General features: G+C 40.2%; 25 protein-coding genes. 16 read left to right on the forward strand and 9 right to left on the reverse strand.

All coding sequences use genetic code 11. The annotated features are described in order from the left end of the window. Nucleotides 1-103: 103 nt before the first annotated feature. From HMPREF9706_RS08475 to HMPREF9706_RS08505, 7 genes are all read left to right on the forward strand, one after another. Entirely contained in the window at nt 104-1,633 is a 1,530-nt protein-coding gene (locus HMPREF9706_RS08475; protein ID WP_006908962.1) for an ABC transporter substrate-binding protein, read from the forward strand. Between the two features lie 67 nt (nt 1,634-1,700). Next, entirely contained in the window at nt 1,701-2,663 is a 963-nt protein-coding gene (locus HMPREF9706_RS08480; protein WP_006908963.1) for an ABC transporter permease, read from the forward strand. Then, nucleotides 2,660-3,502 (forward strand): ABC transporter permease, encoded by an 843-nt coding sequence (locus HMPREF9706_RS08485; protein ID WP_006908964.1) that lies wholly within the window; start codon nt 2,660-2,662, stop codon nt 3,500-3,502. The genes HMPREF9706_RS08480 and HMPREF9706_RS08485 overlap by 4 nt, the downstream gene beginning before the upstream one ends. Then, a complete protein-coding gene (locus HMPREF9706_RS08490; RefSeq protein WP_006908965.1) occupies nt 3,486-4,361 on the forward strand; it encodes an ABC transporter ATP-binding protein in 876 nt (291 codons plus the stop codon). Before HMPREF9706_RS08485 ends, HMPREF9706_RS08490 begins: the two co-directional genes overlap by 17 nt. A gap of 1 nt (nt 4,362) precedes the next feature. Further along, nucleotides 4,363-5,238, forward strand: coding sequence for an ATP-binding cassette domain-containing protein (locus HMPREF9706_RS08495; RefSeq protein WP_006908966.1), 876 nt, complete (start codon nt 4,363-4,365; stop codon nt 5,236-5,238). A gap of 108 nt (nt 5,239-5,346) precedes the next feature. Next, nucleotides 5,347-6,267 (forward strand): peptidase U32 family protein, encoded by a 921-nt coding sequence (locus HMPREF9706_RS08500; protein WP_006908967.1) that lies wholly within the window; start codon nt 5,347-5,349, stop codon nt 6,265-6,267. Nucleotides 6,268-6,290: 23 nt separating this feature from the next. Further along, on the forward strand, nt 6,291-7,526 hold the full coding sequence (locus HMPREF9706_RS08505) for a peptidase U32 family protein (protein WP_006908968.1): 1,236 nt from the start codon (nt 6,291-6,293) through the stop codon (nt 7,524-7,526). Between the two features lie 126 nt (nt 7,527-7,652). Here the strand turns inward: HMPREF9706_RS08505 and HMPREF9706_RS08510 are convergent, their stop codons facing one another. Both HMPREF9706_RS08510 and HMPREF9706_RS08515 read right to left on the reverse strand, forming a co-directional pair. Beyond that, a complete protein-coding gene (locus tag HMPREF9706_RS08510) occupies nt 7,653-7,925 on the reverse strand; it encodes a chorismate mutase (RefSeq protein ID WP_006908969.1) in 273 nt (90 codons plus the stop codon). A 15-nt stretch (nt 7,926-7,940) separates the two neighbouring features. Continuing rightward, nucleotides 7,941-9,419, reverse strand: coding sequence for an SLC13 family permease (locus HMPREF9706_RS08515; protein ID WP_006908970.1), 1,479 nt, complete (start codon nt 9,417-9,419; stop codon nt 7,941-7,943). 196 nt (nt 9,420-9,615) lie between these two features. Between HMPREF9706_RS08515 and secG the strand changes: the two genes are divergently transcribed. The 4 genes from secG to smpB all read left to right on the forward strand — a co-directional run bounded on the left by secG (nt 9,616) and on the right by smpB (nt 13,621). Then, nucleotides 9,616-9,849, forward strand: a complete 234-nt coding sequence (gene secG / locus HMPREF9706_RS08520; protein ID WP_006908971.1) for a preprotein translocase subunit SecG — start codon at nt 9,616-9,618, stop codon at nt 9,847-9,849. 99 nt (nt 9,850-9,948) lie between these two features. Next, nucleotides 9,949-10,716, forward strand: coding sequence for an alpha/beta hydrolase (locus HMPREF9706_RS08525; RefSeq protein WP_006908972.1), 768 nt, complete (start codon nt 9,949-9,951; stop codon nt 10,714-10,716). A gap of 29 nt (nt 10,717-10,745) precedes the next feature. Then, complete coding sequence (gene rnr / locus HMPREF9706_RS08530) at nt 10,746-13,133, forward strand: ribonuclease R (RefSeq protein ID WP_006908973.1); 2,388 nt, start codon at nt 10,746-10,748, stop codon at nt 13,131-13,133. Nucleotides 13,134-13,150: 17 nt separating this feature from the next. Continuing rightward, the gene (gene smpB, locus HMPREF9706_RS08535) at nt 13,151-13,621 is read left to right on the forward strand and encodes an SsrA-binding protein SmpB (protein ID WP_006908974.1); all 471 of its coding nucleotides are present in this window, start codon (nt 13,151-13,153) and stop codon (nt 13,619-13,621) included. Between the two features lie 184 nt (nt 13,622-13,805). Here smpB and HMPREF9706_RS08540 read toward each other — a convergent pair whose 3' ends face one another. The 7 genes from HMPREF9706_RS08540 to comGA are packed head-to-tail and all read right to left on the reverse strand — an operon-like array spanning nt 13,806 to nt 18,222. Then, nucleotides 13,806-14,567 carry a hypothetical protein gene (locus HMPREF9706_RS08540; RefSeq protein ID WP_006908975.1) on the reverse strand — a complete coding sequence of 254 codons (762 nt, stop codon included), beginning with the start codon at nt 14,565-14,567 and terminating at the stop codon, nt 13,806-13,808. Continuing rightward, a complete protein-coding gene (locus HMPREF9706_RS08545; protein WP_006908976.1) occupies nt 14,564-15,025 on the reverse strand; it encodes a competence type IV pilus minor pilin ComGF in 462 nt (153 codons plus the stop codon). The genes HMPREF9706_RS08540 and HMPREF9706_RS08545 overlap by 4 nt, the downstream gene beginning before the upstream one ends. Further along, nucleotides 14,988-15,305 carry a hypothetical protein gene (locus tag HMPREF9706_RS08550; RefSeq protein WP_006908977.1) on the reverse strand — a complete coding sequence of 106 codons (318 nt, stop codon included), beginning with the start codon at nt 15,303-15,305 and terminating at the stop codon, nt 14,988-14,990. Before HMPREF9706_RS08550 ends, HMPREF9706_RS08545 begins: the two co-directional genes overlap by 38 nt. Before the next feature lie 16 nt (nt 15,306-15,321). After that, nucleotides 15,322-15,753: a competence type IV pilus minor pilin ComGD gene (comGD, locus tag HMPREF9706_RS08555; RefSeq protein ID WP_006908978.1), complete on the reverse strand. Its 432-nt coding sequence runs from the start codon at nt 15,751-15,753 to the stop codon at nt 15,322-15,324. Continuing rightward, the gene (comGC, locus tag HMPREF9706_RS08560; protein WP_006908979.1) at nt 15,743-16,114 is read right to left on the reverse strand and encodes a competence type IV pilus major pilin ComGC; all 372 of its coding nucleotides are present in this window, start codon (nt 16,112-16,114) and stop codon (nt 15,743-15,745) included. The genes comGD and comGC overlap by 11 nt, the downstream gene beginning before the upstream one ends. Nucleotides 16,115-16,124: 10 nt before the next feature. After that, nucleotides 16,125-17,195 carry a competence type IV pilus assembly protein ComGB gene (comGB, locus tag HMPREF9706_RS08565; protein WP_006908980.1) on the reverse strand — a complete coding sequence of 357 codons (1,071 nt, stop codon included), beginning with the start codon at nt 17,193-17,195 and terminating at the stop codon, nt 16,125-16,127. After that, nucleotides 17,149-18,222 (reverse strand): competence type IV pilus ATPase ComGA, encoded by a 1,074-nt coding sequence (gene comGA, locus HMPREF9706_RS08570; RefSeq protein ID WP_006908981.1) that lies wholly within the window; start codon nt 18,220-18,222, stop codon nt 17,149-17,151. Before comGA ends, comGB begins: the two co-directional genes overlap by 47 nt. A 177-nt stretch (nt 18,223-18,399) precedes the next feature. On the opposite strand from comGA, the gene HMPREF9706_RS08575 reads away from it, so the two are divergent. From HMPREF9706_RS08575 to nusB, 5 genes are read left to right on the forward strand one after another with little or no spacing between them, the layout of a single operon-like run. Next, complete coding sequence (locus tag HMPREF9706_RS08575; protein WP_006908982.1) at nt 18,400-18,615, forward strand: DNA-directed RNA polymerase subunit epsilon; 216 nt, start codon at nt 18,400-18,402, stop codon at nt 18,613-18,615. A 2-nt stretch (nt 18,616-18,617) separates the two neighbouring features. Continuing rightward, the gene (gene rnjA, locus HMPREF9706_RS08580) at nt 18,618-20,333 is read left to right on the forward strand and encodes a ribonuclease J1 (protein WP_006908983.1); all 1,716 of its coding nucleotides are present in this window, start codon (nt 18,618-18,620) and stop codon (nt 20,331-20,333) included. Nucleotides 20,334-20,344: 11 nt separating this feature from the next. Beyond that, the gene (locus tag HMPREF9706_RS08585; protein ID WP_006908984.1) at nt 20,345-21,406 is read left to right on the forward strand and encodes a M24 family metallopeptidase; all 1,062 of its coding nucleotides are present in this window, start codon (nt 20,345-20,347) and stop codon (nt 21,404-21,406) included. Between the two features lie 14 nt (nt 21,407-21,420). Then, nucleotides 21,421-21,858, forward strand: coding sequence for an Asp23/Gls24 family envelope stress response protein (locus tag HMPREF9706_RS08590; protein WP_006908985.1), 438 nt, complete (start codon nt 21,421-21,423; stop codon nt 21,856-21,858). A gap of 1 nt (nt 21,859) precedes the next feature. After that, on the forward strand, nt 21,860-22,309 hold the full coding sequence (nusB, locus tag HMPREF9706_RS08595) for a transcription antitermination factor NusB (protein WP_006908986.1): 450 nt from the start codon (nt 21,860-21,862) through the stop codon (nt 22,307-22,309). Nucleotides 22,310-22,405: the final 96 nt, after the last annotated feature.

Here is a 22,405-nt window from a genome sequence, read left to right on the forward strand (position 1 = left end):
TTTAAGATCTTTTATTTGACCCATGGATGGATTCTATGTACAATAAAACCACTGCTTGAATGATTGATTATTCAAGTGTATAGAAAAGTATAAGGAGGCTATTATGAAGAAAAATAAATTAATACTTTTATTGGGACTATTGTTAATGGTATTGGCACCTTTGATGCCGATAAGTGCTCAGGAAGACACTTTTACATATGCCATTGATGGAGATCCGATGTCACTCAATCCGGTTACCGTCTCAGATCGTTGGGGTTTAACAACGGTTAATATGATCTATTCACCCTTAATCCGCGTCGAAGGGGATGGGAGTCAAAAATATGAGTTAGCCAAGGATTTAGAAGTGTCTGAAGATGGCAAGACGATTACGGTTAGCTTGAGAGATGATGTTAAGTGGTCAGATGGCCAAGCATTTACAGCTGAGGATGTTGTCTTCACCTATGAGAAAAAGGCAGATAAAGCTAATGGAAATGCCGATTCACTCTGGATTGGTGATCAAGCCATAGAAGTTGAAGCCAAGGACGATCATACAGTGGTCTTCCACTTACCAGAAGCTAATGCGGCAGCGGTTAATAGTATCGCCACAGAGACTTACATCATGCCTAAGCATGTTTTTGAGCAGGAAGCAGATTTTTCAGTGAATGAATTAAAGGCTGCACCGGTGGGAACAGGCCCTTATCAATTAAAAGAATATCGTCGTGGCGAATACCTTTCTTTTGAAGCCAACGAATCTTATTACGGAGGACCTGTTAACATCAAGAACATTGTTTTCCGAATTATTGCTAATGCAGACACTAAGAAAGTTGCCTTGCAAAAAGGGGAAGTTGATGCAGCGATTATTATGCCAAAGGAAATCGCAGATTTTGACGCTGGCCAAATTGCTACTTATCCCTATTCAGAAAACCGAGTAGGTTACATTGGGGTCAACGCAAACACCGTTAAGGATCAAAAATTACGTCAAGCTATTTTCTTCGCGTTGAACCGTGATGAATTAAATCAAGCGATCTATTTAGATTCTAAATACTACAATAATGTATATTCTTTCCTACCTCCTCATAATCCTTATTACACGGATGAGGTAGAGCAGTATCAACAAGATCTTGAAAAAGCCAAGAGCTTGTTAAACGAATCGGATGCCGGTCAAGTTAATCTTACTCTCGGTTATACCGCAGATGATCCTAATCAAACCATTCAAGCTACTTTGATCCAACAATATCTGCAACAAGCAGGGATTCCGGTAGAATTGAAGGGTGTGGATGGAGCCAGTCTTTATTCAACCTTGGCTAAAGATGATCAAACAGATTATGATCTCTTTATCGGAGGCTATATTATGGGGACCGATCCAGACTTCTATGCCGCTTTATATAAGTCAGATGGTTCTTATAACACCTTTAATCTAGCCAATGAGAAGGTAGACCAACTCTTCGAACAAGGGGCAAAAGAATTAGACGATAACAAGCGTCAAGAGATCTATCACCAATTGCAAGAAGAGGTGGCTGATTCTGCAGTTATCTTCCCAATGGTTGATAATCAACGGATTTTTGCGGTCAATAAGCGCATTGGTAATGTAGAAGCAGCGAAGTTTGTTCCGATTTATACCATGGAAGATATGTCTAAGTTAACCCTCAATTAATGATAATCAGTGATAAGCGCATGTGGCTCTATTCCTCATGCGCTTGTCCATTTCAAAGGAGTATCTTATGTTTCGATATATTCTAAAGCGGATTTTACAGATCATCCCTTTATTGATTGTAATTTCCTTTATTGTTTTTTCGTTGATTTATTTAGCACCTTTTGACGCCATTGATGCGATAACGACGCCAAATATGTCACCTCATCAGGTGGAGTTGCTTAAAGCCAAACATGGATTAGATAAGCCATTTTTGATGCAGTATCTGTATTGGGTTAAGAATATTTTACAAGGGGATTTTGGTGTGTCAATTATTAGTCAAAAGCCCATTGCTCAGGAATTAGCCCAGCGTATTCCAAATACAATTTCACTGGTTTTGCCGGCCTATGTGACAGCTTTTATTCTGGCAATTATATTAGGTTTATGGGCAGCAAGTCATCGAGGAACTTGGTTGGATCATCTGTTAGATAATATTAATACTTTAGGAATTTCCATGCCGCCTTTCTGGTTTGCCATGTTGATGATTTACTTCTTGGGTTATCGTTTAGACTTATTTCCGATTGTGGGAATGCACTCGGTAGGCCAGGAGGATTCTTGGGTTGATTTTTTGCAACACTTTACTATGCCATACTTGGTTTTAGTGGTGGCTATTTTCCCAGATTTAGCTCGGTATATCCGGTCGTCGGCCTTAGGCCAATTGGATGAAGATTATGTTCAAGTGCAAAAGTCCCTTGGTGCTTCAAAGTCGGGTATTTTTCGGCGACATATTAGTCGAAATGTCCTCTTGCCTTTAGTGACTCAAATTGGCTTTGCGCTGCCGATGTTAGTAACCGGGGCGATCATTTCCGAAACGATCTTTCAATGGCCAGGCGTGGGACCTTATTTCATGAGTGCGACTAAGCAGTTGGATTATCCTGTCATCATGGCTGTGATGCTCTTATCGGCAAGCTTGGTGATTATCGGAAATCTATTGGCAGATATTCTTTATACGATTGTGGATCCGCGTATTCGGCAAGGAGGTCAGTCTGCATGATGAGAAAAATTAAACGAGCGATTCGTTTGAATCCAAGATATGGCTTGGCTCTAGTGTTATTAACTGTGCTTATTTTATTGGCGGTCTTGGCTCCCTTTCTGGGGATCGATCCGAATCAAACAGATGTTAGCTCAATGATGCAAGGGCCTTCGGCAGATCATTGGTTTGGAACGGATGAGTTAGGGCGCGATTATTTTATTCGGGTGCTCTATGGTGGTCGTGTGTCCTTATTTGTAGGATTTGTGTCGATGATCGCGACGAGTTTAATTGGTTTGATTGTAGGTTTAGTCTCGGGTTATTATGGAGGCTGGATTGATTCGTTCCTGATGCGACTGGTTGATATTCTGTCATCGATTCCATGGTTAGTGTTGGTTATCGTATTAAGTGTATTTATGAAGCCAGGGCTAACTTCCATCATTATTGTGATTGGGGGATTTTCTTGGATGGGCATTGCCCGTTTGATGCGGGCAGAGACGCTGGCCATGCGGGAACGTGATTATGTGATCTATGCTCAATTTATTAAGGTGCCAGCATGGAAGATTATGATGAAGCATATCGTGCCGGGAATTTTTCCAACGCTTTTGGTGGCAGCAACTGCAAGTATTGCATCGGCTATTATGACAGAATCTTCTTTAAGCTTTCTAGGCGTTGGGTTACAACCTCCGCACGCATCTTGGGGTTCTTTGCTGCAAAATGCTCAGAGTTCTCTGCAAAGTGCCCCTCATATGGCCATTATTCCGGGTCTACTGATTATGTTGACGATCTATGCCTTTAATCAGTTAGGCCAATTGATTCAAACAGTCTATGAAATGGAGGAAATCCATGACGAAGATTATTGATATTGAAAATTTAACCATTCATTTAAATAAGAAAGCTATGGCTAAGCGTGAGTTGGTCCATGGTATTTCGACGCATTTTTCAAAAAATAAGATCACTGGAGTGGTGGGTGAATCTGGCTCGGGCAAGAGTATTACCATGCGGTCTCTAATGGGATTGTTACCTGAATCTTTGCAGGCTCATTATTCGAGTTACCAGTTTGATAGTCAAGCGGTGACGGGAAATTTATTGAAGTTGCCAATCTCGATGATTTTTCAGGATTCGATGACTTCACTTAATCCACTTCGTAAGATTGATTATCATTTATTAGAAGTGATTGATCGCTATCATCCCATGGAAAAAGATCAAGCTTATCATCGTGTTATTGAGGAATTAGCGTCGGTAGGTATTAACCATCCTGAACAGGTGGCTAAGCAGTTTCCTTTTGAATTATCAGGTGGGATGCGTCAACGGGTTATGATCGCCTTAGCCCTGTTAAAAGATCCGCAGCTCTTAATTGCTGATGAGCCAACAACTGCCTTAGATGTAACGATTCAAAAGCAGATTTTGGATTTAATTCAAAAGAAACAAGTGACACAAGATCTAAGTGTCATTTTAGTCACTCACGACTTGGCGGTGGTGGCGGAAGTTTGTGATGAGGTCAAAGTTCTATTCGATGGGGTCATTGTTGAAGAAGGTAGTGTGGAAGATCTCTTCTATCGGCCAGCGCATGCTTACACTCAGGAACTGATTAAGGCGATTCCTCGCGGTGTGAATGGCGAAGAATTATATAGTATGACTTCTTTTAGTCTGTCAGAAGCAGAAAAAGCCGGTCGTCTGATCGAGATTGAGCCCGGTCATCGGGTATTGAAGGAGGGGTAAGATGTTAAGATTAGAGAAGATTTCAAAGACTTATCAAAAAAAGAATCTTTTTGGTCAGCTACAAGCCCAAGTTCATGCCCTAAAAGATGTTAATTTAACCATTCAAACTGGGGAATGTCTAGGTCTAGTGGGCGAGTCGGGATCGGGTAAGTCGACTTTGGGGAAGGTTATTCTAGGCTTGGAGCAAGCAACTGACGGTAAGCTTTATTATAAAGAGCAAGAAGTAAATGATAAGTTGCGTGAAGAATTGAGTCGGCGTCGAGCCTTTCAAATAATATTTCAAGATCCTTCGTCAGCCATGAATCCCCATTTGTCTGCTCTTTCGATTGTGGCTGAGCCGTTGTTGTTAGTCTATCCTAAAGCGGAGGCTTTAAAGCGCGCAAGAGCCATCTTACAAGAAATGGGCTTTCGATCTGCTGATCTTTCCAAAAAGCCTAATGAATTCTCTGGAGGTCAAAAACAACGAATTGTGATTGCCCGAGCGATTGCCTTGGATCCCGAGTTTGTGGTCTGTGATGAACCTGTTTCAGCGCTAGATGTATCAATTCAAGCTCAGATTATTAATTTATTAATGCGATTGCAAAAAGACAAACATTTAACCTATTTATTTATTTCTCATGATTTAGCCATGGTACGGTCAATCTCTCAGCGAGTGGCTGTTATGTATCAGGGGCAACTCGTTGAAGTAGCACCTACTGAAGCTATTTTCTCGAATCCGCAACACGCTTATACCAAGCGACTTTTGAGTGCGATTCCGATTGCTGATCCTAGACGAGCTAAAGAACGGCGTATGAATGAGGATGACGGTGAATTAGCCCCAATTCAACTTGGAACCAAGTGGCTAGAAATTGAGCCGGGGCATGGCGTCTTAGTCTAATATAGGTCGACGTCGTGAAGAAGGTTTTGCATATCAATGCGGTCATGATATAATGTCTTTGTTTTGTCTTAGTGGATGAAGAATCACAATGAAAGAAAGAAGAGTCTAATGATTGAATTAATTACCAGTGCCGAGTCGCTAGAACAAGCCTATGCCCTAGTGGATTTGGGTGTTTCACAAGTGATTATCGGTGAAGCTGAATTTGGCCTTCGGATTCCTGGCCATTTTACCTTTGAAGAGATGAAGCAAGTGTGTGACTATGCCCATCAAAAAGGGACGCAAGTAGTGGTTGCTGCGAATGCGATTCTCCATAATGAAAAAATTAAAAAGGCCCGTCCTTTCTTGGCTGCTGTTAAAAAAACGGGAGCTGACAAGTTGTTAGTGGGAGATACCGGCTTAATTCAGATTTTAAAAGAAGACGCCTATCGTATGCCTTATATTTATGATGCAGCGGTCTTGGTGACTTCCTCTGGGCAGGTTAATTTTTGGGCTAAGTATGGGGCGGTTGCTTCCATGGTAGCCCACGAAGTTCCTTTGTTTGAATTGCAAGAAATGGTCCAAGGGGCTGAGATTCCATTGATTTATCAAGTCTATGGATCCGCCTGTATTCACCAAAGTCGTCGTGAATTACTAACCAATTATTTTTCCTATGTGGGTCATGATGCTGCGACCTATGAAGGGCGACATCTATTCCTTTCGGAACCGAATAAGCCAGAAACCCATTATTCCATCTATCAGGATGATCATGGAACACATATTTTTGCCAATGATGACCTGAACTTACTGGAGTATTTACCAAAATTGCAGCAAGCTTCGGTTGATCACTGGTTTTTAGACGGTTTGTATTGTCCAGGATCGGATTTTGTGGCGATTGTTGAAGTCTATCAAGAGGCTGCTCAAGCACTTGAATCCGGTGAATGGGATCAAGCATTGCTAGATCAATGGCAAGCAAGTATCCAAGCGCATCACCCAACTAACCGTAGTTTAGGGACAGGCTTTTTCTTGCATGAGCCTGGCCTAGTGAAATAATCATTTGAAAGGAAGTGAGTCGAATGAAAGGTCAAAAACCTGAACTTTTAGCGCCAGCAGGCACGCTAGAAAAATTAAAAATTGCGATTCATTATGGAGCGGATGCTTGCTACATTGGAGGCGAAGCATATGGCTTGCGTAGTCGCGCAGGGAACTTCACTTATGAAGAAATGGAAGAGGCCGTAGCTTTTGCTCATGAACGTGGTCGTAAAGTCTATGTAGCAGCGAATATGGTGACCCATGAGGGGAATGAACAAGGGGCTGGCGATTTCTTTAAACGCTTGAGAGACATTGGTATCGATGCTGTTATTATTTCAGATCCAGCCTTGATGCAGATTTGTGCGAGTCAAGCACCAGGCTTAGAGATGCATTTGTCAACGCAACAGTCAGCCGTCAATTATGAGACCTTAAACTTCTGGCAGGATGCTGGCTTAACACGCTGTGTATTGGGGCGGGAAGTCTCGATGGATGAAGTGAAAGAAATCCGAGCCAATACGGATGTTGAGATTGAAGCGTTTATTCATGGTGCTATGTGTATCTCTTATTCGGGTCGCTGTACATTATCTAATCATATGGCTCATCGGGACGCTAACCGAGGGGGCTGTTGTCAATCTTGCCGTTGGAAGTATGGGCTTTATGATTTGCCGATTTATGGGGATAAAGAAATGCTAGATTCCGATAGTCAAGGTCAAGAAGTACCTTTTGCTATGTCAGCGGTGGATCTATCGATGATTAATTTTATCCCAGATATTATTGATGCCGGGATTGACTCCTTAAAGATTGAAGGTCGAATGAAGTCCATTCATTATGTTTCAACAGTTGTCAATGTCTATCGTAAGGCGATCGATACCTATTTTGAGGATCCAGATAATTATCAAGTAGATCCTGAATGGATTGAGGAATTATGGAAGACGGCTCAACGAGAGTTGGCGACAGGATTTTACTATGGTCGTCCTACGGAGAATGAACAAATTTTTGGTCCTCCTCGTCAGATTGCTCAGTATCGGTTTGTTGCCGAGGTGTTGGATTATGATCCTACGACGCAATTAGCTAAAATTCAACAACGGTATAAGTTTGCGACGGGCGATGAGATCGAATTTTATGGTCCGGGATTTCGTCATCATTATAGTCAAGTGGGACCCTTGTGGAATGATCAAGGAGAGTCAGTACCTGATGCGCCTCATCCTATGGAGATTTTAACCATGAAGGTGGACTTCCCGGTTAAGCCTCATGATATGATTCGCAAAGCGGTTGACTGATGAATAATAGAAGATTTGTTTAAATGAGCTAGAATACGATTATTGTGTGAAAGGTTATCGGTCAATAAATGCAAAAGAGTGCGATGAGAGTGGTTACTGCCACTTTTGTCGCACTCTTTTGTGTCCTTATTTTTGATGCTTGATCCAGTCTGCTTGATGGCGACGGGATAGACGCATGAGTTCTAGGTATAATTCAGCCAGGTCTTCTTTGAGTGAAGGATCTGTTAAGTAAGACTGGACTTTTTTGATGACTTGGTCTTCACGAGAGGCATCAAGAATTGGTAATTGATTGGCGAATTTAATCGCCGCTACTTTTTCGACAGTTCGGGTTCGTTGTTCGAAGAGAGCGACGATTTGACGGTCGATGTGATCAATGGTTTTTCTTTCTTGGTCGAACATAAAAATTTCCTTTCATTAAGGGATTTGACTGAGAATTTGGCTTCCAAGCGGGTAGGCGATGAAGCAACTTGTTAAGATGCTGAGGATCAAGATCCATCCTCCGTATTTAAGGGTGTCGGCACTGCTGGTCCATCCGGATCCAATAGAGATGGCGACATAGGGCATGGCGGGAGGAGTCATCAATGCTAAGGAAGCCATAAAGCCGATCAAGCAAGCGATGACAGCAGCGTTAATGGTTAGATCGGGGTTGGCCGTTACCAAGGTCGTTAAGAGCGTGGTAACCATGGTGGTAGTCACTAAATTGGACGAAAAATTCGTTTGAAGCCCTGCCCAAATAATGAAGACACCAACCACCATCCAAGGACTTAATTGAGATAGTACTGGACCTAGGGCATCTTGGATCAGTTGAGTGACGGCAAATTGCGGATTAGTCAGCAAGGAACCTAGGCTTAGGGTTGCGGCAACGATTAAAAGGCTCGGCCAATAGACCCCTTTTGCAATGGCTGTTTGTAGGGAAATTAAGGATTTTCCTTTTGGTCGCAGGGTTGCTAATAGGAACACGCCTAGCATTGGTGGAAAGGCAATCCCAGCATTTTTGAAGAAGGTACCGATACTTGGGAATAGTGGTGCTAGCAATTCAGGTAGGAGCCATAGTGCCACGACTAAGCTAAAAATAGCCATGACCCACTTTTCATGGGAATCACTATCAGGAAGTGCCTGCAAACTCTTGATTTTTTGAATTTGCCAATCGGAGACATCTAGCCGCCAGATAAAGACTAAGGATAACCAAAGTAAAGCATATAGGATCAGCCCACTCGGAATAGCAAAAGTCATATATTGAGCATTTGTAATAGCTTGACCAAAGGCGGATTGATAAATTCCCATAGCAGTGATGGCAAAGACATGATTGATGGGTGTCATTGCTGTTCCAATAGCAATTGTGCTAAAGAGGGCTACTAGAAGTTTGGATGCTTGAGGGTCCCCTTTTTTAACTTGGAATTGTTCAACCATTTCTTCATAGAGCGAAAAGGCGATCATAAAAAGGATTGTCGGAGAGATAAAGCAAGCTAACAAGAGTAAAGATGTTAGAAAAGCAAAAATAAAACGAAAGGTAGAAGCCTGTGCCCAATGACTATTGAGGGCTTTAGCTAAAACCCGCTTTAAACAAGGGGTATCCTGGAGGGCAAAAGTCAGAATAAAGGTAAAGAATAAAAAGACGAAGGTGGTATTGCCAAAGGATAGTTGGAAGATTTCAGCAAAAGAGCTTCCTGGTAATAGTCCTAAACAAATTAAACAGAGTAATGAAGGCCAGTCAATAGCCACGAAGAGCCAAAGAATGAGACTGGCCAAAAAAATAGTAATCAGAGAAAAAGTGGGACTGCTTAAGCCTAATAATTGCCAATGCAGGCTGTTGTTTAGCAGGCTGATCACTAATAAGACAGCTGCTATAAGGCATGCAGATTTTTTGATCCAGTTAGAGGAAGAATCAGTCACATGAATCGCTCCTTTATGGTAAAATTAGTCGGTTTTATGATAACGTATTTTCAGTAAATTATCCATTATAGAGATATTTGGGGTATCCTGACAATTAAAGCTGTTGCTTTGAAAGATATCGTATTAAAAGATAAACATCTGACTTTTTTTATGTTATAATTAGACAGATAGCCAAACTGTGTGAGGAGGACTAAAAGTGATCAAGGCTTTAACAATCGCCCTAGTGGTGGTGTCTATTTTAATTATACTATTTGTTATTATGCAACCGTCAAAAAGTAATGCCGCTTCAACCTTAACCGGAGGTGGCGATGACGGGACCGTTAAACAAAAAGCGCGCGGTTTCGAGGCATTCTTGATTCGTTCAACAACGGTTTTAGGAATCGCCTTTTTTGTAATTGCGATTGCGCTGGCTTATTTCTCAGCCAAATAGTTGGAATCATAGACGTACAAGCCCTATAATTGGCGACTTGTACGTTTTTTCATTATAATAATTGGAGTGCATTAGTTAGTTTAAGCAGGAGGGTTTTTCTTGGTTCAAGACAATCAACAGGAGCTCCCATTTAAGGGGGCAAAATATTTTGCAGGTCCTGATCATCAAGTGGGGGTCTTATTGTTACATGCTTATACCGGATCTACTAGGGATATGAATCTACTGGGACGTTTATTAAATCGCCAAGGTTATTCTGTATTGATCCCTCTTTTTTCAGGTCATGACACTCAAGACATTCGTAACGTTTTAAACTATTCTCCAAGAATCTGGCAACAAGAAGCCCACAGTGCCCTGGAGTGGCTATTGCAACAGGGTTTTAAACAGGTGTTTGTTTTTGGCTTATCAATGGGTGGTGTTTTAGCGGGGGATCTTTTGAGCCTGCACCGTTATCCTTTGGCAGGAGGCGGGGTGTTTAATGCCCCCTTAGTGACTAAGGAGCCCATTGATATTTCACAGGCTTTTATGAACTTAGGTGAAAAATTAGCACGAATTCGTGGAGAGCAAGCAGATTATATGGAAGAGTATGATCATATTCTTGCAGGTCATTGGCAACAAATGGCTGAGTTAGAACAGATCAAGCAGGAGATTCAACCTCGCTTGCCCCAAGTAAACTTGCCTTTTTATATTGGACAATCGGGTCAGGATGAATTGATCGATCCGCAGGATTCTTATTTATTAAAGGCTCATTTAAGTCAGGCTGAGGTGGATTTCCACTATTTCCCTTATAATACGCATAGCATACCCACTAATCCCAAACGGCATGATTTTGATCAATCGGTTTTGGCATTTCTTCAAGCTCTGACTTAGAAATATTCCTAAAGAAAGGAGGTTTTTAGATGAATTTATCAAAAATTGAATTACGGATATTGGATTTTTTACAAAAGAGTCCTGAAAAAGCCTATTCTAGTCAAGAATTAGCTCAGGCTCTGAATTATCAAGGAACCAAAAATTATAAAAAGTTGATTAAAGCCCTAGCTTTTTTGGAAAGAATTAATCAGCTACAACTAACTAAACAGGGCCATTTTAAGTTAGTTAATAATAAATCCACGGTGGAAGGTCTATATCGAGCCAATGATAAGGGTTATGGTTTTATCTCTTATGATGAGCAAGAGAGCGATCTTTTTGTACCCAAGGGGAAAAATGGTGGTGCTATGGATGGAGACCGGGTTATTGCCCGTATTCTTCGAACGGTGGATCCTACTACGGGTAAGGGGTCGGAAGCGGAAATTATTGAAATCCTTGAACGAAAAGCCAATCAAGTAGTAGGCGAGTTTTTTGCCTATGATCAAGACCAGCGTAAAAGAACTGGGTATTTAGGTTATGTTAAACCCCAAGGAGCTTTTAATGAGCATGTTCAAGTATTCATTGATGATCAAGGAATTCGACCTATCGATCATATGATCTGTATTGTTAAGATAAGTGAGTATCCTAGCCCAAACCAACCAAATCGGATGGTTGGTTTGGTAGCTAAGGAGATTGGTCACCGTGATGAACCGGGAGTTGATATCCTATCCATATTGTTCCAATTTAATATTCCTCACGTATTCCCTGAATCAGTGTTGGAGGAGGCCGCTGCAGTCTCTCAAGAAATTGATCAAAAGGATCTTAAAGGACGGGAAGATCTTCGGTCAGAATTGATTATGACCATCGATGGAGCAGATGCTAAGGATTTAGATGATGCGATTTCATTGACTAAATTAAGTAATGGTCACTATTTACTAGGGGTGCATATTGCGGATGTCTCGCACTATGTAAGGGAAAATTCTCCACTAGATCGAGAAGCTTACGAGCGCGGGACCTCGGTCTACCTAACCGATCGGGTCGTCCCAATGCTGCCTCAACGTTTATCAAATGGAATTTGTTCCTTGCATCCACATGAAGACCGCTTGTGCCTTTCTTGTCAGATGGAAATTGATCAAAAGGGACACGTTGTTAAACATCGTCTGTTTAAGTCAGTCATCAATTCTTCTTATCGGATGACTTATGATGCGGTTAACCAGATCTTAACAGGGGATACTCATTTACGGACCCAGTACGAGGAAATTGTTCCTATGCTAGAGGAAATGACAGACTTGCATCATATTTTAGTTAAGATGCGTCAAGAGCGGGGTGCTTTGGATTTTGATGCACCAGAAGCGCAGGTTATTGTGGATGAATCAGGTCATCCGCTTGATATCGAGCTGCGCCAAAGACAAACAGGCGAGCGCTTGATTGAATCCTTTATGCTAGCAGCTAACGAAACGGTTGCTCGTCATTATTTATCGAAACAATTTCCATTTATTTATCGAATTCACGAACAACCGGACGCGAGTAAAATGGACCGTTTTGCGGAATTTTTGACAACCTTTGGATTAGTTTTAAGAGGAGATACGGCTAAGATTCGACCTAAAGCGTTACAAACGGCTCTTAATAAGATTAAGGATCAACCTTATGAACAAGCCGTTTCAACGATGATGCTGCGTTCGATGCAGCAAGCTAAGTACTCTGAACAGCCTTTGGGGCATTATGGTTTGGCAGCGGAAGATTACACGCATTTCACTTCTCCAATTCGTCGCTATCCTGATTTAATTGTTCATCGTTTGGTATCTAATTACTTAGATCATCAGCCAAGCCAAAAGGAGCGGGATCGGTGGGAAGATAAGTTGCCAGGAATTGCGATTCATTCTTCGCAGATGGAGCGGCGAGCCGTTGAGGCGGAGCGGGAGACCGACGCCCTGAAAAAAGCGGAATTCATGGTGGACAAGGTGGGTGAGACCTACTGGGGAACTGTTTCATCTGTGACTTCTTTTGGTATCTTTGTCGCCTTAGAAAATACGGTGGAAGGCCTTGTAAAGTTGACCAGTTTAACGGATGATTATTATCAGTATAACCCTCAACATCTTTTATTGATTGGTGAGCGGACCCATAAGATCTATCGGATTGGTCAAAAAGTTCAAGTAGAGGTAGCGTCGGTTAGTGTTGAAGACCGAGAGATTGATTTTATCCTACTTGATGCTCAACCTGTTGAAGGTCTTGATCCAACTGCTTTGATTAAAGCAAGTCGCAAAAAAGGAAAACCAAAGGGGAAAGCTGATGCTTCTTCGACCTCTAAAATGACAGGATCCAAGGCGAGACGGTCTAGACATTCAGAAAGAAAAGGTCATAAAAATAAGCAAAATAAATCTTTTGTAATCAAGCAAGGTCGCAAACATAAAAAATCATCGAAGCGACACCGATCATCATAAAAAAGAAGGAGGATTTGATGGCGAAAGAAAATAAAGCGATGACTAAGCCATTGGCTCAAAACCGTAAGGCACGGCATGACTATGAAATTATCGACACTTATGAAGCCGGTATGGTCTTAAAAGGAACGGAGATTAAGTCGATCCGCCGTGGGAAAATGAATATCCAAGATGGTTTTATTTCGATTTATGGTGGACAGGCTTGGTTAAAAAATGTTCATATCAGTCCTTATGATCATGGTAATTTATTTAATCATGATCCTTTAAGAGAGCGTAAACTATTACTTCATAAAAAACAAATTAATGATTTGCAACAAGCAATAAAGGAGCGAGGAATGACCCTAGTTCCTTTAAAAGTCTATCTTGTAAGAGGCCGGGCTAAGATTCTGATTGGTTTGGCTCGAGGGAAAAATCTGTACGATAAACGGCATGCTTTAAAAGAAAAGCAAGCTAACCGAGATATTGAACGAGCCTTGAAAAATTATCGTTAATCACTGTTGACCACTAAATGTCATCCTATTAAAAACCGTCCATCATTGAATTGATGGACGGTTTAATGTTTGTTGGTCTGAATCAAGTATGATATACCCTCTGTTTGTATCGTGATCGATGCGTTTGTAAATAGTCTGTTATTATTGCCAAGCCATATTCGTTTGACATAGAAAAAGGAGGCGTTCATTCTTTGATAGAAATGTCGTCTAGTCTCATTTTTTCTGCTCGCCAATAGAGAATATAGGAGTTCGTTCTTAAAGGATATTCTTCTTTTCGAGTCAAGTGAGGATGGTTAACTTGAAAGTAGATGATTTGACGCTTGTTGGTTGGATTCGTTTCTAAGAGACATTGGCCAGTATTAAAGCTAAAATATCCCTGCAATCCACTTTCTTGGTATTGATAGCGTCGTCTTAAGCCATATTCTTGAACACTTTGGTAGCCTGCTTCTTGTAAGCTGTGTTTTAGGGATTGATAATCACTTTCTTCTTCAAGCGGTTTTTCATCAATAAATCCTTTGTTTGAGACTATACCTGTAAAGTTATAAGGGAATTCGGGATTGAGTGTATCAGGCAACCATTCTGGGTAGATTTGGATACAATAGATAAGAACCTGATCAGGCTCTGTCAAAGAGAGAAAGCCAATTTGTACAGAAGGGGACTTAGCCAGAGTAGAGATCTGGTAGCGTCTTAGACTGGTTTGATGTATATTCTGGATGTTTTTTGTGAGGTCTTGAATAAAACCTTGTTGAAATGATTGGTCTTGTTCTTGGATAAGTTTTTCACTCAAGAGTTCATTTTGGAGTTGACTTTGATAATAGGCTTTAAATTGTGTGATTCGCTGGTGCTGCAATTGATTAAGTTGGCAGAGACTGAGGTATATTAAATGGCTGATAACCATAAAAACCAGTACACAAGGTAAAACCATGCCTTTTTGATGAGATTTCATAGGGTCTCCTTGAAAGGGTGAATCTTGAAGATACAAGTATACGATTCACCGCTAACTAGCTGTAAGTTGATTAATAATTGTTGTTCATTTAATGGAATTAACTGCCAGGCATTGACCTGATAAAGATAAGGTTGGTGGCCGGGAGTTTGATAAATTTTTTGGTGATGAAGAATGATTTGTGAGCGTTGAAAGTTTTTTTCTGGATTCGCTAAAATTAATCGCTGATCATGTACTTGGACAACTTGGTAGTGCTTCAGCTCTTCTTCAAACAATAATTCAAAATGATGGAGGTCGTTTTGGCGATTTTGTCGCATTCGCTGATCACTGGCTTTATAATAGTCCACCGCTGTTAGTAGACCATGTAGCACCAGTGAAAAGATCATTAGGCTAATCAAGCACTCTAGCAAGGTAAAAGCCTGTTTAAGGGGATAATTCCCAGTCTTCCAAAATAACTTCATAATGCTGACCTCCTTGAAATGTGATTTGGTAGAAATCAGATTCTAGCGATATAGATTGGATTGGGCAATTGGCGTTTCTTTCAATAAGTTGTTTGATTAATTGAGCGTCGCTCATATCTAGGCTTTGCTCGTGAGAATGTAACTTACTTAAATTATAAAAAACTTGCCAATATTGTAGCTGACGGCGGGCTTGTTCTAGGCGTTGCCATTCTTTGCTTAATGCCGGAACGTAAAGAGCAAGCATCGCTGAAAAGAGCAGGAGCCCAATTAAAGCTTCCATGAATGAAAATCCTTTTTTATGGTTGAAATTCAAATTGACCACTTCCTAATTGAAAAACAAGATAAAAATTTTCTCCGGATTGGTCCTGGAAAGTAATGGATTTAAAACCGGAGACATGTCCATTATCTAGAAAGTAAAATTGATAAGGGGTTAAAAGATCTAAATGATCGGGTAGGTTTATTTGATGGATGATTTGATGGTTATTATAGTAATAGAAGCTAACGGGCCCTCCTACTTGAAAATTGACAAAGATCGATTTTTTCTCGATAACAGCCTGTTCTTGAGCGAGATGAAGTTGATTTTTTATCTGATCTTTAAAGCTTTTACTGTGATATCGAGAGATTAACTGCTGATTGAATAGTCGACTTGATAGAATAAAGAGTAAGCTGACCACCATTAAGGTGATCAGCATTTCAATTAGAGTGAAGGCGTTAGACTTATTGACCATTATCTGGACCTGATGCGGGTTGGTTATTGGCAATGGCACTTAAGTTGGTTGTATTAAATAGCTCTTCTGCCTTTTTACTTTGTTTTTGTGTAATGTAGCCTTTGGTTAGTAAATCATCTAAGGTGGTTGGAGCAGCTCCTTCGGCTAATTCATAGGTGGTCATCTGAGTTTGGATGACTTCAGACATGTTTGACATGGCCTGTTGATTAATTCGGTCTCTCTGCCCAGAGATGTTTGGAATAATGATGGCCATTAATAGCGCCACAACTACTAGAACAACAAGCATTTCGATGAGGGTGAAAGCTTTCTTGTGCTCTTTATTCATCAGCGCTTGTTTAATCATTTGTAATTTTTTCTTCATAGTTATCCTCCTAAATTTCCATACTTAACATAGGTAACATTAAAATTAAATAGACTGCCATTACAACTAAAGCAATTAAGATAAATAAAAAGGGTTGAATTAATTGAATCTTTTGATTGAAATTTTCTAAAAGATCGTTAAAGGTCTTTTTTGCATAGAGTTGGCATTTTAATCCTGTTTGACTGGTGATTTCTCCTTGGTAGATAACGAGAGGTAAGGAAGGATTGAATAAACCGATGGCTTCCAAAGATTCTGGAAGAGGAATGCCTTGAATATAGTTTTTTTGGAGTAATTTAGCGATTTCGCTTAGAAAAGGATCGATTGGAAAATGGATTAATAGTTCTAAGATCTGTTGAATGGAAAAACCTGCACTGAGAAAATAACCTAATTCCTCTGCAATGCGATAGGAATAGTAGTTTTTGATTAATTTCTTTAGAAGAGGTATTTTTATTAAACGCTGTAACCGATCCATTAGTTCAAGTTTCAAAAGATAAAAATCAAAACATAGATAGATTAATAACAGAAGCCCTACCCCACCTAAAAAGATTTGGGGTAAATAAGTAAAAAATAGAATCAATAAACGAGCAAATACTTGTTTTTCAAAGGTTTCTGCTGAGATAAAACTTAAAATTTGCGGCAACATGAAAGCTCGAATACCAAAAAGTAGTGCTATCAAAAAGATAAAAAGGATAATTGGATAGATGAGGGCTTTAATTAATTTATTGCGGTAGTCGTTAAGCAGTTTAAGATAGTTTGCAATCGACCAAAGTGCAGTTTGAAAACGTCCTTGTTTTTGGGAAAAAAATAACTGAGCAACCACTTTGCTGGAGTAACCTAGTTGCTTAAGGGCATATTCAAAAGGCCTACCCTGATTTAGTTCTTCTAGGATGTAGTCCAGACTGAGATGATAATTTGGCATAAGAATTTTCAAAAATTGTAAACTTTGATGGATGGAGAAGCCTTGTTCATACATTTCCGCAAGTATTTTTATTAAAAAATAACGTTGCTTGGCGGGTAGTTTCAGCGGATTCCTGTTAAAGGACTTCAAATTGATGGTAGCTTTCTTGATGAATATAGCCATATGCCCATGCCTTTCTTAATTGATGGTTCAATGTTAATTTTGGCCCGACTGGTTGATCGATTACTTGTTTTTGGCCTTGTAAAATCACCTCCTTTAAGGTGGGTCCAGTTAAAAGTTCAAAGAGTGCGGCTCTTTTTTGAGTAGCTGGGATATGAGGACAATGGTTAGTACTTATCTTGTGACAACATAGACAGTAGCGGGGGACTAGTCGTTGTGAAACGACACCGATTAATGTTTGACTAAGTTGCTGTGGGGATATTTGAAGTTCCATGAGTCGACCGATGACTCCTAAGGTGTTTGTGGCGTGTAGGGTAGCGATCATTAAGTGACCGGTTAAGGCTCCTCGGATGGTCATTCGAGCTGTTTCTTCATCTCGAATTTCACCAATAAATAAAATATCAGGGTGGTGTCTAAGGGCGGATTTAATTAATAGGTCATAGGAAATCGCTGCTTTTTCATTAATTTGAGTTTGAAGGAAGCTTTCTTCGCGTATTTCAACGGGGTCTTCCATAGTAATGATTTGTAATTTCTCATGGACCATTCGCTCACGTAATAATTGATAAATGGTGGTTGTTTTGCCAGAGCCTACTGGTCCAGAGATAAGAATAAGGCCACTTTTGCGTTGAACGAGGCTTTTTAATAGTTGTAAATCGGAAGGAAAGTAACAATTAACCGCTTGAGCTTGATGGATTCTAGAATAAATGACTCGAATGACTAATGATTCTTTGAGATTGACATCGGTAATCGTGGAAAGACGGAGTTCGATGGGAGGCATCTCTTTCTCAATCTCAAATTCACAAGCGCCCGATTGTGGGCGTCTTTTTTCTCCGACATCAAGATCGGCTAAGAATTTAAGTTGGGCGATCATACGTTTAGCATCTTTGTCTGTTAATTCTTTTAAAAAATTTAGTTGACCATGAACACTTAATAAGAGTTCATAGTGACTACTCTTTGGCATCAAATGAATATCGGAGGCTTGTTGTTGAATGGCTATTTGTAATATGTTCTTGACTTCCTCTTCAATCATGGATAAACCTCCTTTTGGTCGTTTGTATAATTAAATAGTCCGTGAATAGATAGATGCGCTTTAAAAGTTTTTAGGTCAAGTCCTAAACTATACTTGCTTTTGAAAGTATGCTAGAATAAGAAAGAAAAGGGCCTATTATAAGGCCACAACAGTTTTTAAAAATAAGGAGATGGAACGATGATTTTTAAGGTTATTTACCAAGAAACAAAAGACCAAGTTCCTCAAAGAGAGCTTTCTAAATCGTTATATATCGAAGGAGAAAGTCGTAATGAGGTTATTGAAAAGTTGACTCAAAAAACACCATACAATGTTGAGTTCATTCAAGAGTTAGATGGCGAACATCTGGCTTATGAGCAAGAACATAATCCTGACTATCAAGTGGTGGAACTTTAAAGATGTCGATTAATTTAAAGAATAATGAGGTCGGCGTTTTTGCACTGGGTGGTCTCAATGAAGTTGGAAAGAATATGTATGGTGTCCAATTTCAGGATGAAATTATTATTTTAGACTCTGGTGTGATGTTTCCAGAGGATGAACTATTGGGAATTGATTATGTGATTCCGGATTATCAATATTTAATTCAAAATCAAAGTAAAATTAAAGGTCTCTTCATTTCACATGGTCACGAAGACCACATTGGAGGCATTCCTTTTTTACTTAAGCAAATCAATGTGCCGATTTATGCTAGTCCTTTGGCAGCAGCACTTATTCGGCGAAAATTACAAGAACATGGGCTTTTGCGTGATGCAGTGATTCATGAAATTAATGAAGATTCGGTCATTCGTTTCCGTAAGACCAGTGTATCTTACTATTTAACCTCTCACTCAATTCCAGAGGCATTTGGAATCGTGGTTAAGACACCCCCTGGCAACATTGTTTTCACTGGTGACTATAAATTTGATTTTACACCGGTTGGTAAACCAGCCAACATTCAGCGTATGGCTCAGATTGGAGCCGAAGGTGTTCTATTAATGTTAGGGGATTCAACTAATGCGGAGGTGCCTACTTTTACTGATTCAGAGCGTCTAGTAGGACGGTCGATTCGTAATATTATTCAACGTGAAGAAGGTCGGGTTATATTTGCGACTTTTGCTTCCAATGTCTATCGTCTGCAGCAAGTTGTCTTAACGGCTAAAGAAACCGGCCGTAAAGTAGCGGTTTTTGGACGGTCCATGGAGTCGGCGATTAAAGTAGGTATTGAATTGGGTTATATTGATGACCATGGCGGTGATGTGTTTATTGATGGTCGGGATGTGGATAAATATCCTGCCAATAAAGTGATCATTTTATGTACAGGGTCTCAAGGTGAGCCGCTGGCGGCATTAAGCCGAATTGCTAATGGGACTCACCGTCAAATCAGTCTACACCCAGACGATACTGTCATTTTTTCTTCTTCGGCCATCCCTGGAAACACGACTTCGATTAATCATTTGATTAATCAGTTGAGTGAACAAGGAGCTAAGGTTATTCATGGAAAGGTTAATAATGTTCATACTTCAGGACACGGGGGCCAACAAGAACAATTATTAATGCATCGATTGATGCAACCAAAGTACTTGATGCCTGTTCACGGAGAGTACCGGATGTTATCGATCCAAGCCAAGTTAGCTCAAATGACAGGAATTCCAAAAGATCATTGTTTTGTTCTTTCAAATGGCGATATGTTAGCTTTAACGAGTGACTCAGCTAGACTAGCGGGTCATTTCCCAGCTTCAGATGTTTATGTTGATGGAAATGGGATTGGCGACATTGGAAATATTGTTCTTAAGGATCGACGTGTCCTTTCGGAAGATGGATTGATTGTGATAGCAGCTAGTATTGACTATAAGAATCAAGCCATTGTTTCTGGTCCAGATATTATGTCGCGAGGTTTTATTTATATGCGTGAATCGGGGGATCTAATCGCCGAGATTCAAAGTCAGACTCGTGCTATTATTAATCGGACTTTGAATCAAAATGGTAAGAATATCAATGAACGTGCGGTTAGAGATGCTCTATTCGATGAGTTGCAGCCCATTATTTATAAAAAAACACAAAGAAGTCCGATGTTAATGCCGGTGTTGTTAGACATTAATAAAGGAGTACGTAAACGCCAAAACAAGAAAAGCTAAGGAGTGGTCTCATGAACCGTATTCAACGTCTACAAGATGTTCTTATTGAATCGAATTTAGCGGCACTTTTAGTAACTGATTTATTGAATGTTCGTTACCTGGTTGGCTTTACTGGGACAGCGGGAGCAGTGCTAGTGACTCAAGATGAAGCTTTTTTTATCACTGACTTCCGTTATCAAGATCAAGCTGCTAACCAAGTGCAAGATGCCCAAATCCGAATTCATCAATCCGGTGTTTATCAAGAAGTTCAAGCGATTATTGCTGATCGTAATATAAAGCAAGTCGGGATCGAGGCAGACAATCTAACGGTCGCTCAATTCCAAATGGTCCAAGAGACCCTATCAGCTTTAGTAAAGACGACAAGTCAAATTGTAGAAGAGCTACGCCAAGTAAAAGATCAATCCGAGTTGGATCTGATTCAAAAGGCGTGTGAGATCACTGATGAAGCTTATCAACATATTTTAGGTTTTGCTAAGCCTGGTCTCACTGAGATTCAAATTGCGAATGAATTAGAAGCCTTTCTAAAAAACAAGGGCGCTTCAAGCATGTCCTTTACAACAATTGTTGCTTCAGGAGCTCGTGGTGCATTACCGCATGGCGTGGCGAGTGAAAAACAATTAGCTAAAGGAGAGTTAGTCACGTTGGATTTTGGCTGTTTTTATCAAGGCTACGCATCAGATATGACTCGAACTTTTGCGATTGGAAGCGTCGACGACCAGTTGCGGAAGATTTATGATATTGTTCTAGAGGCTCAATTACGAGTAATTGAGCATACTAAGGCTGGAATGACTGGACGCGAGATTGATGCACTGGCTAGAGATTATATTAGCGAAAAGGGTTATGGTGATTATTTTGGTCATTCTAATGGTCATGGTGTGGGATTAGCCATTCATGAAGCACCGGCTATTTCAACCAGGTCTAATGATGTGATGGTTGAAAATATGGTGATTACCGATGAACCAGGTATCTATTTACCGGGAATCGGCGGTGTGCGAATTGAGGATGATTTAGTCATTCAAAAAGAGGGCGTGCATGTCATTAATCAAAGTCCTAAAGAATTTATTACTATCTAGGAGGAAAACCAAGTATGCCAAAGAAATCAAAGAATCAAGCTGTTGCTTTTGAACGTCAAGAAGGTTTTGACTTGGGAGAAATCAACATTACAACAGGTGTTTTAGAAGATATTGCCGCTAAGGCTGCTTCTGAGGTGGAAGGGGTTATTCGTCCAACCGCTAAAGGAGAAGGAAATAACTTTTTCCGTTTTGAGACATCGAGTTTGAATGCCAAGTTAAAACAAGAAGCTGATAAAATGCGGATTGATGTTTATATAAAACTCCATTATGGTTATTCGGTCCCTCGGGTTGCCATGCAGGTTCAAGATCGAATTAAAGAACAAATTTTGTTTATGACCGACTTAGTGATTGATCAAGTGAATGTTCATGTCACAGCGATTGAGACCGATTCAAGTAGTGAAGCTAGCTTTTTCCAGTTAGATGATGAGATGATTGAGGAAGTTGAGGGTTAAGATGGCTAGATTAAGTAGACGAATTATTCGTGAAAAAGCCATTCAGACTTTGTATCCTTTAAGTGATTCTCAAGTAAATTTTGATTTAGACCAATCGCTTCGGTTTGCTCTTGAAGCGGGTAATGATCCTGAAGAGGGATGGAGTACCGAGAAAGTTGATCCCTATTTAAGCCGGTTAGTAGCAGGAGTAACTGAACATTATCAGGAATTGGATTCTGAGATTGCCCATTACCTTAGTGGTGAGTGGACGTTAGAACGTATTGCTCGGATTGATCTAACAATTCTGCGTTTGGCTTTTTATGAATTAATCGATGTTTGCCCGAAAGATCCAGACTTAGTGCCTTCTGTTGTGGCGGATGAAGCGATCGAACTTGCTAAGACCTTCTCAGATGATCGTTCGCGTAAGTTTATTTCTGGTGTGTTGGCTCATTATATTCAGAATAATTGTTAATTATAATAAAAGATAAGTCCTAGTTAAGAAAGTTTGAAGAAACTATTTCTTTTCTGGGGCTTTTTAGCTAAATGATTTGAAAATCTGGTCATTTGC

Origin of the sequence: Facklamia hominis CCUG 36813 (assembly GCF_000301035.1) — a bacterium.
GTDB lineage: Bacteria > Bacillota > Bacilli > Lactobacillales > Aerococcaceae > Facklamia > Facklamia hominis.

Bases quoted from the DNA above. Each gene is read 5' to 3' on its own strand.
- HMPREF9706_RS08475 (WP_006908962.1), top strand. From the start codon at position 104: ATGAAGAAAAATAAATTAATACTTTTATTGGGACTATTGTTAATGGTA.
- HMPREF9706_RS08480 (WP_006908963.1), top strand. From the start codon at position 1,701: ATGTTTCGATATATTCTAAAGCGGATTTTACAGATCATCCCTTTATTG.
- HMPREF9706_RS08485 (WP_006908964.1), top strand. From the start codon at position 2,660: ATGATGAGAAAAATTAAACGAGCGATTCGTTTGAATCCAAGATATGGC.
- HMPREF9706_RS08490 (WP_006908965.1), top strand. From the start codon at position 3,486: ATGACGAAGATTATTGATATTGAAAATTTAACCATTCATTTAAATAAG.
- HMPREF9706_RS08495 (WP_006908966.1), top strand. From the start codon at position 4,363: ATGTTAAGATTAGAGAAGATTTCAAAGACTTATCAAAAAAAGAATCTT.
- HMPREF9706_RS08500 (WP_006908967.1), top strand. From the start codon at position 5,347: ATGATTGAATTAATTACCAGTGCCGAGTCGCTAGAACAAGCCTATGCC.
- HMPREF9706_RS08505 (WP_006908968.1), top strand. From the start codon at position 6,291: ATGAAAGGTCAAAAACCTGAACTTTTAGCGCCAGCAGGCACGCTAGAA.
- HMPREF9706_RS08510 (WP_006908969.1), bottom strand. From the start codon at position 7,925: ATGTTCGACCAAGAAAGAAAAACCATTGATCACATCGACCGTCAAATC.
- rnr (WP_006908973.1), top strand. From the start codon at position 10,746: ATGAATTTATCAAAAATTGAATTACGGATATTGGATTTTTTACAAAAG.
- smpB (WP_006908974.1), top strand. From the start codon at position 13,151: ATGGCGAAAGAAAATAAAGCGATGACTAAGCCATTGGCTCAAAACCGT.
- HMPREF9706_RS08540 (WP_006908975.1), bottom strand. From the start codon at position 14,567: ATGAAATCTCATCAAAAAGGCATGGTTTTACCTTGTGTACTGGTTTTT.
- HMPREF9706_RS08545 (WP_006908976.1), bottom strand. From the start codon at position 15,025: ATGAAGTTATTTTGGAAGACTGGGAATTATCCCCTTAAACAGGCTTTT.
- HMPREF9706_RS08550 (WP_006908977.1), bottom strand. From the start codon at position 15,305: ATGGAAGCTTTAATTGGGCTCCTGCTCTTTTCAGCGATGCTTGCTCTT.
- comGD (WP_006908978.1), bottom strand. From the start codon at position 15,753: ATGGTCAATAAGTCTAACGCCTTCACTCTAATTGAAATGCTGATCACC.
- comGC (WP_006908979.1), bottom strand. From the start codon at position 16,114: ATGAAGAAAAAATTACAAATGATTAAACAAGCGCTGATGAATAAAGAG.
- comGB (WP_006908980.1), bottom strand. From the start codon at position 17,195: ATGGCTATATTCATCAAGAAAGCTACCATCAATTTGAAGTCCTTTAAC.
- comGA (WP_006908981.1), bottom strand. From the start codon at position 18,222: ATGATTGAAGAGGAAGTCAAGAACATATTACAAATAGCCATTCAACAA.
- HMPREF9706_RS08575 (WP_006908982.1), top strand. From the start codon at position 18,400: ATGATTTTTAAGGTTATTTACCAAGAAACAAAAGACCAAGTTCCTCAA.
- rnjA (WP_006908983.1), top strand. From the start codon at position 18,618: ATGTCGATTAATTTAAAGAATAATGAGGTCGGCGTTTTTGCACTGGGT.
- HMPREF9706_RS08585 (WP_006908984.1), top strand. From the start codon at position 20,345: ATGAACCGTATTCAACGTCTACAAGATGTTCTTATTGAATCGAATTTA.
- HMPREF9706_RS08590 (WP_006908985.1), top strand. From the start codon at position 21,421: ATGCCAAAGAAATCAAAGAATCAAGCTGTTGCTTTTGAACGTCAAGAA.
- nusB (WP_006908986.1), top strand. From the start codon at position 21,860: ATGGCTAGATTAAGTAGACGAATTATTCGTGAAAAAGCCATTCAGACT.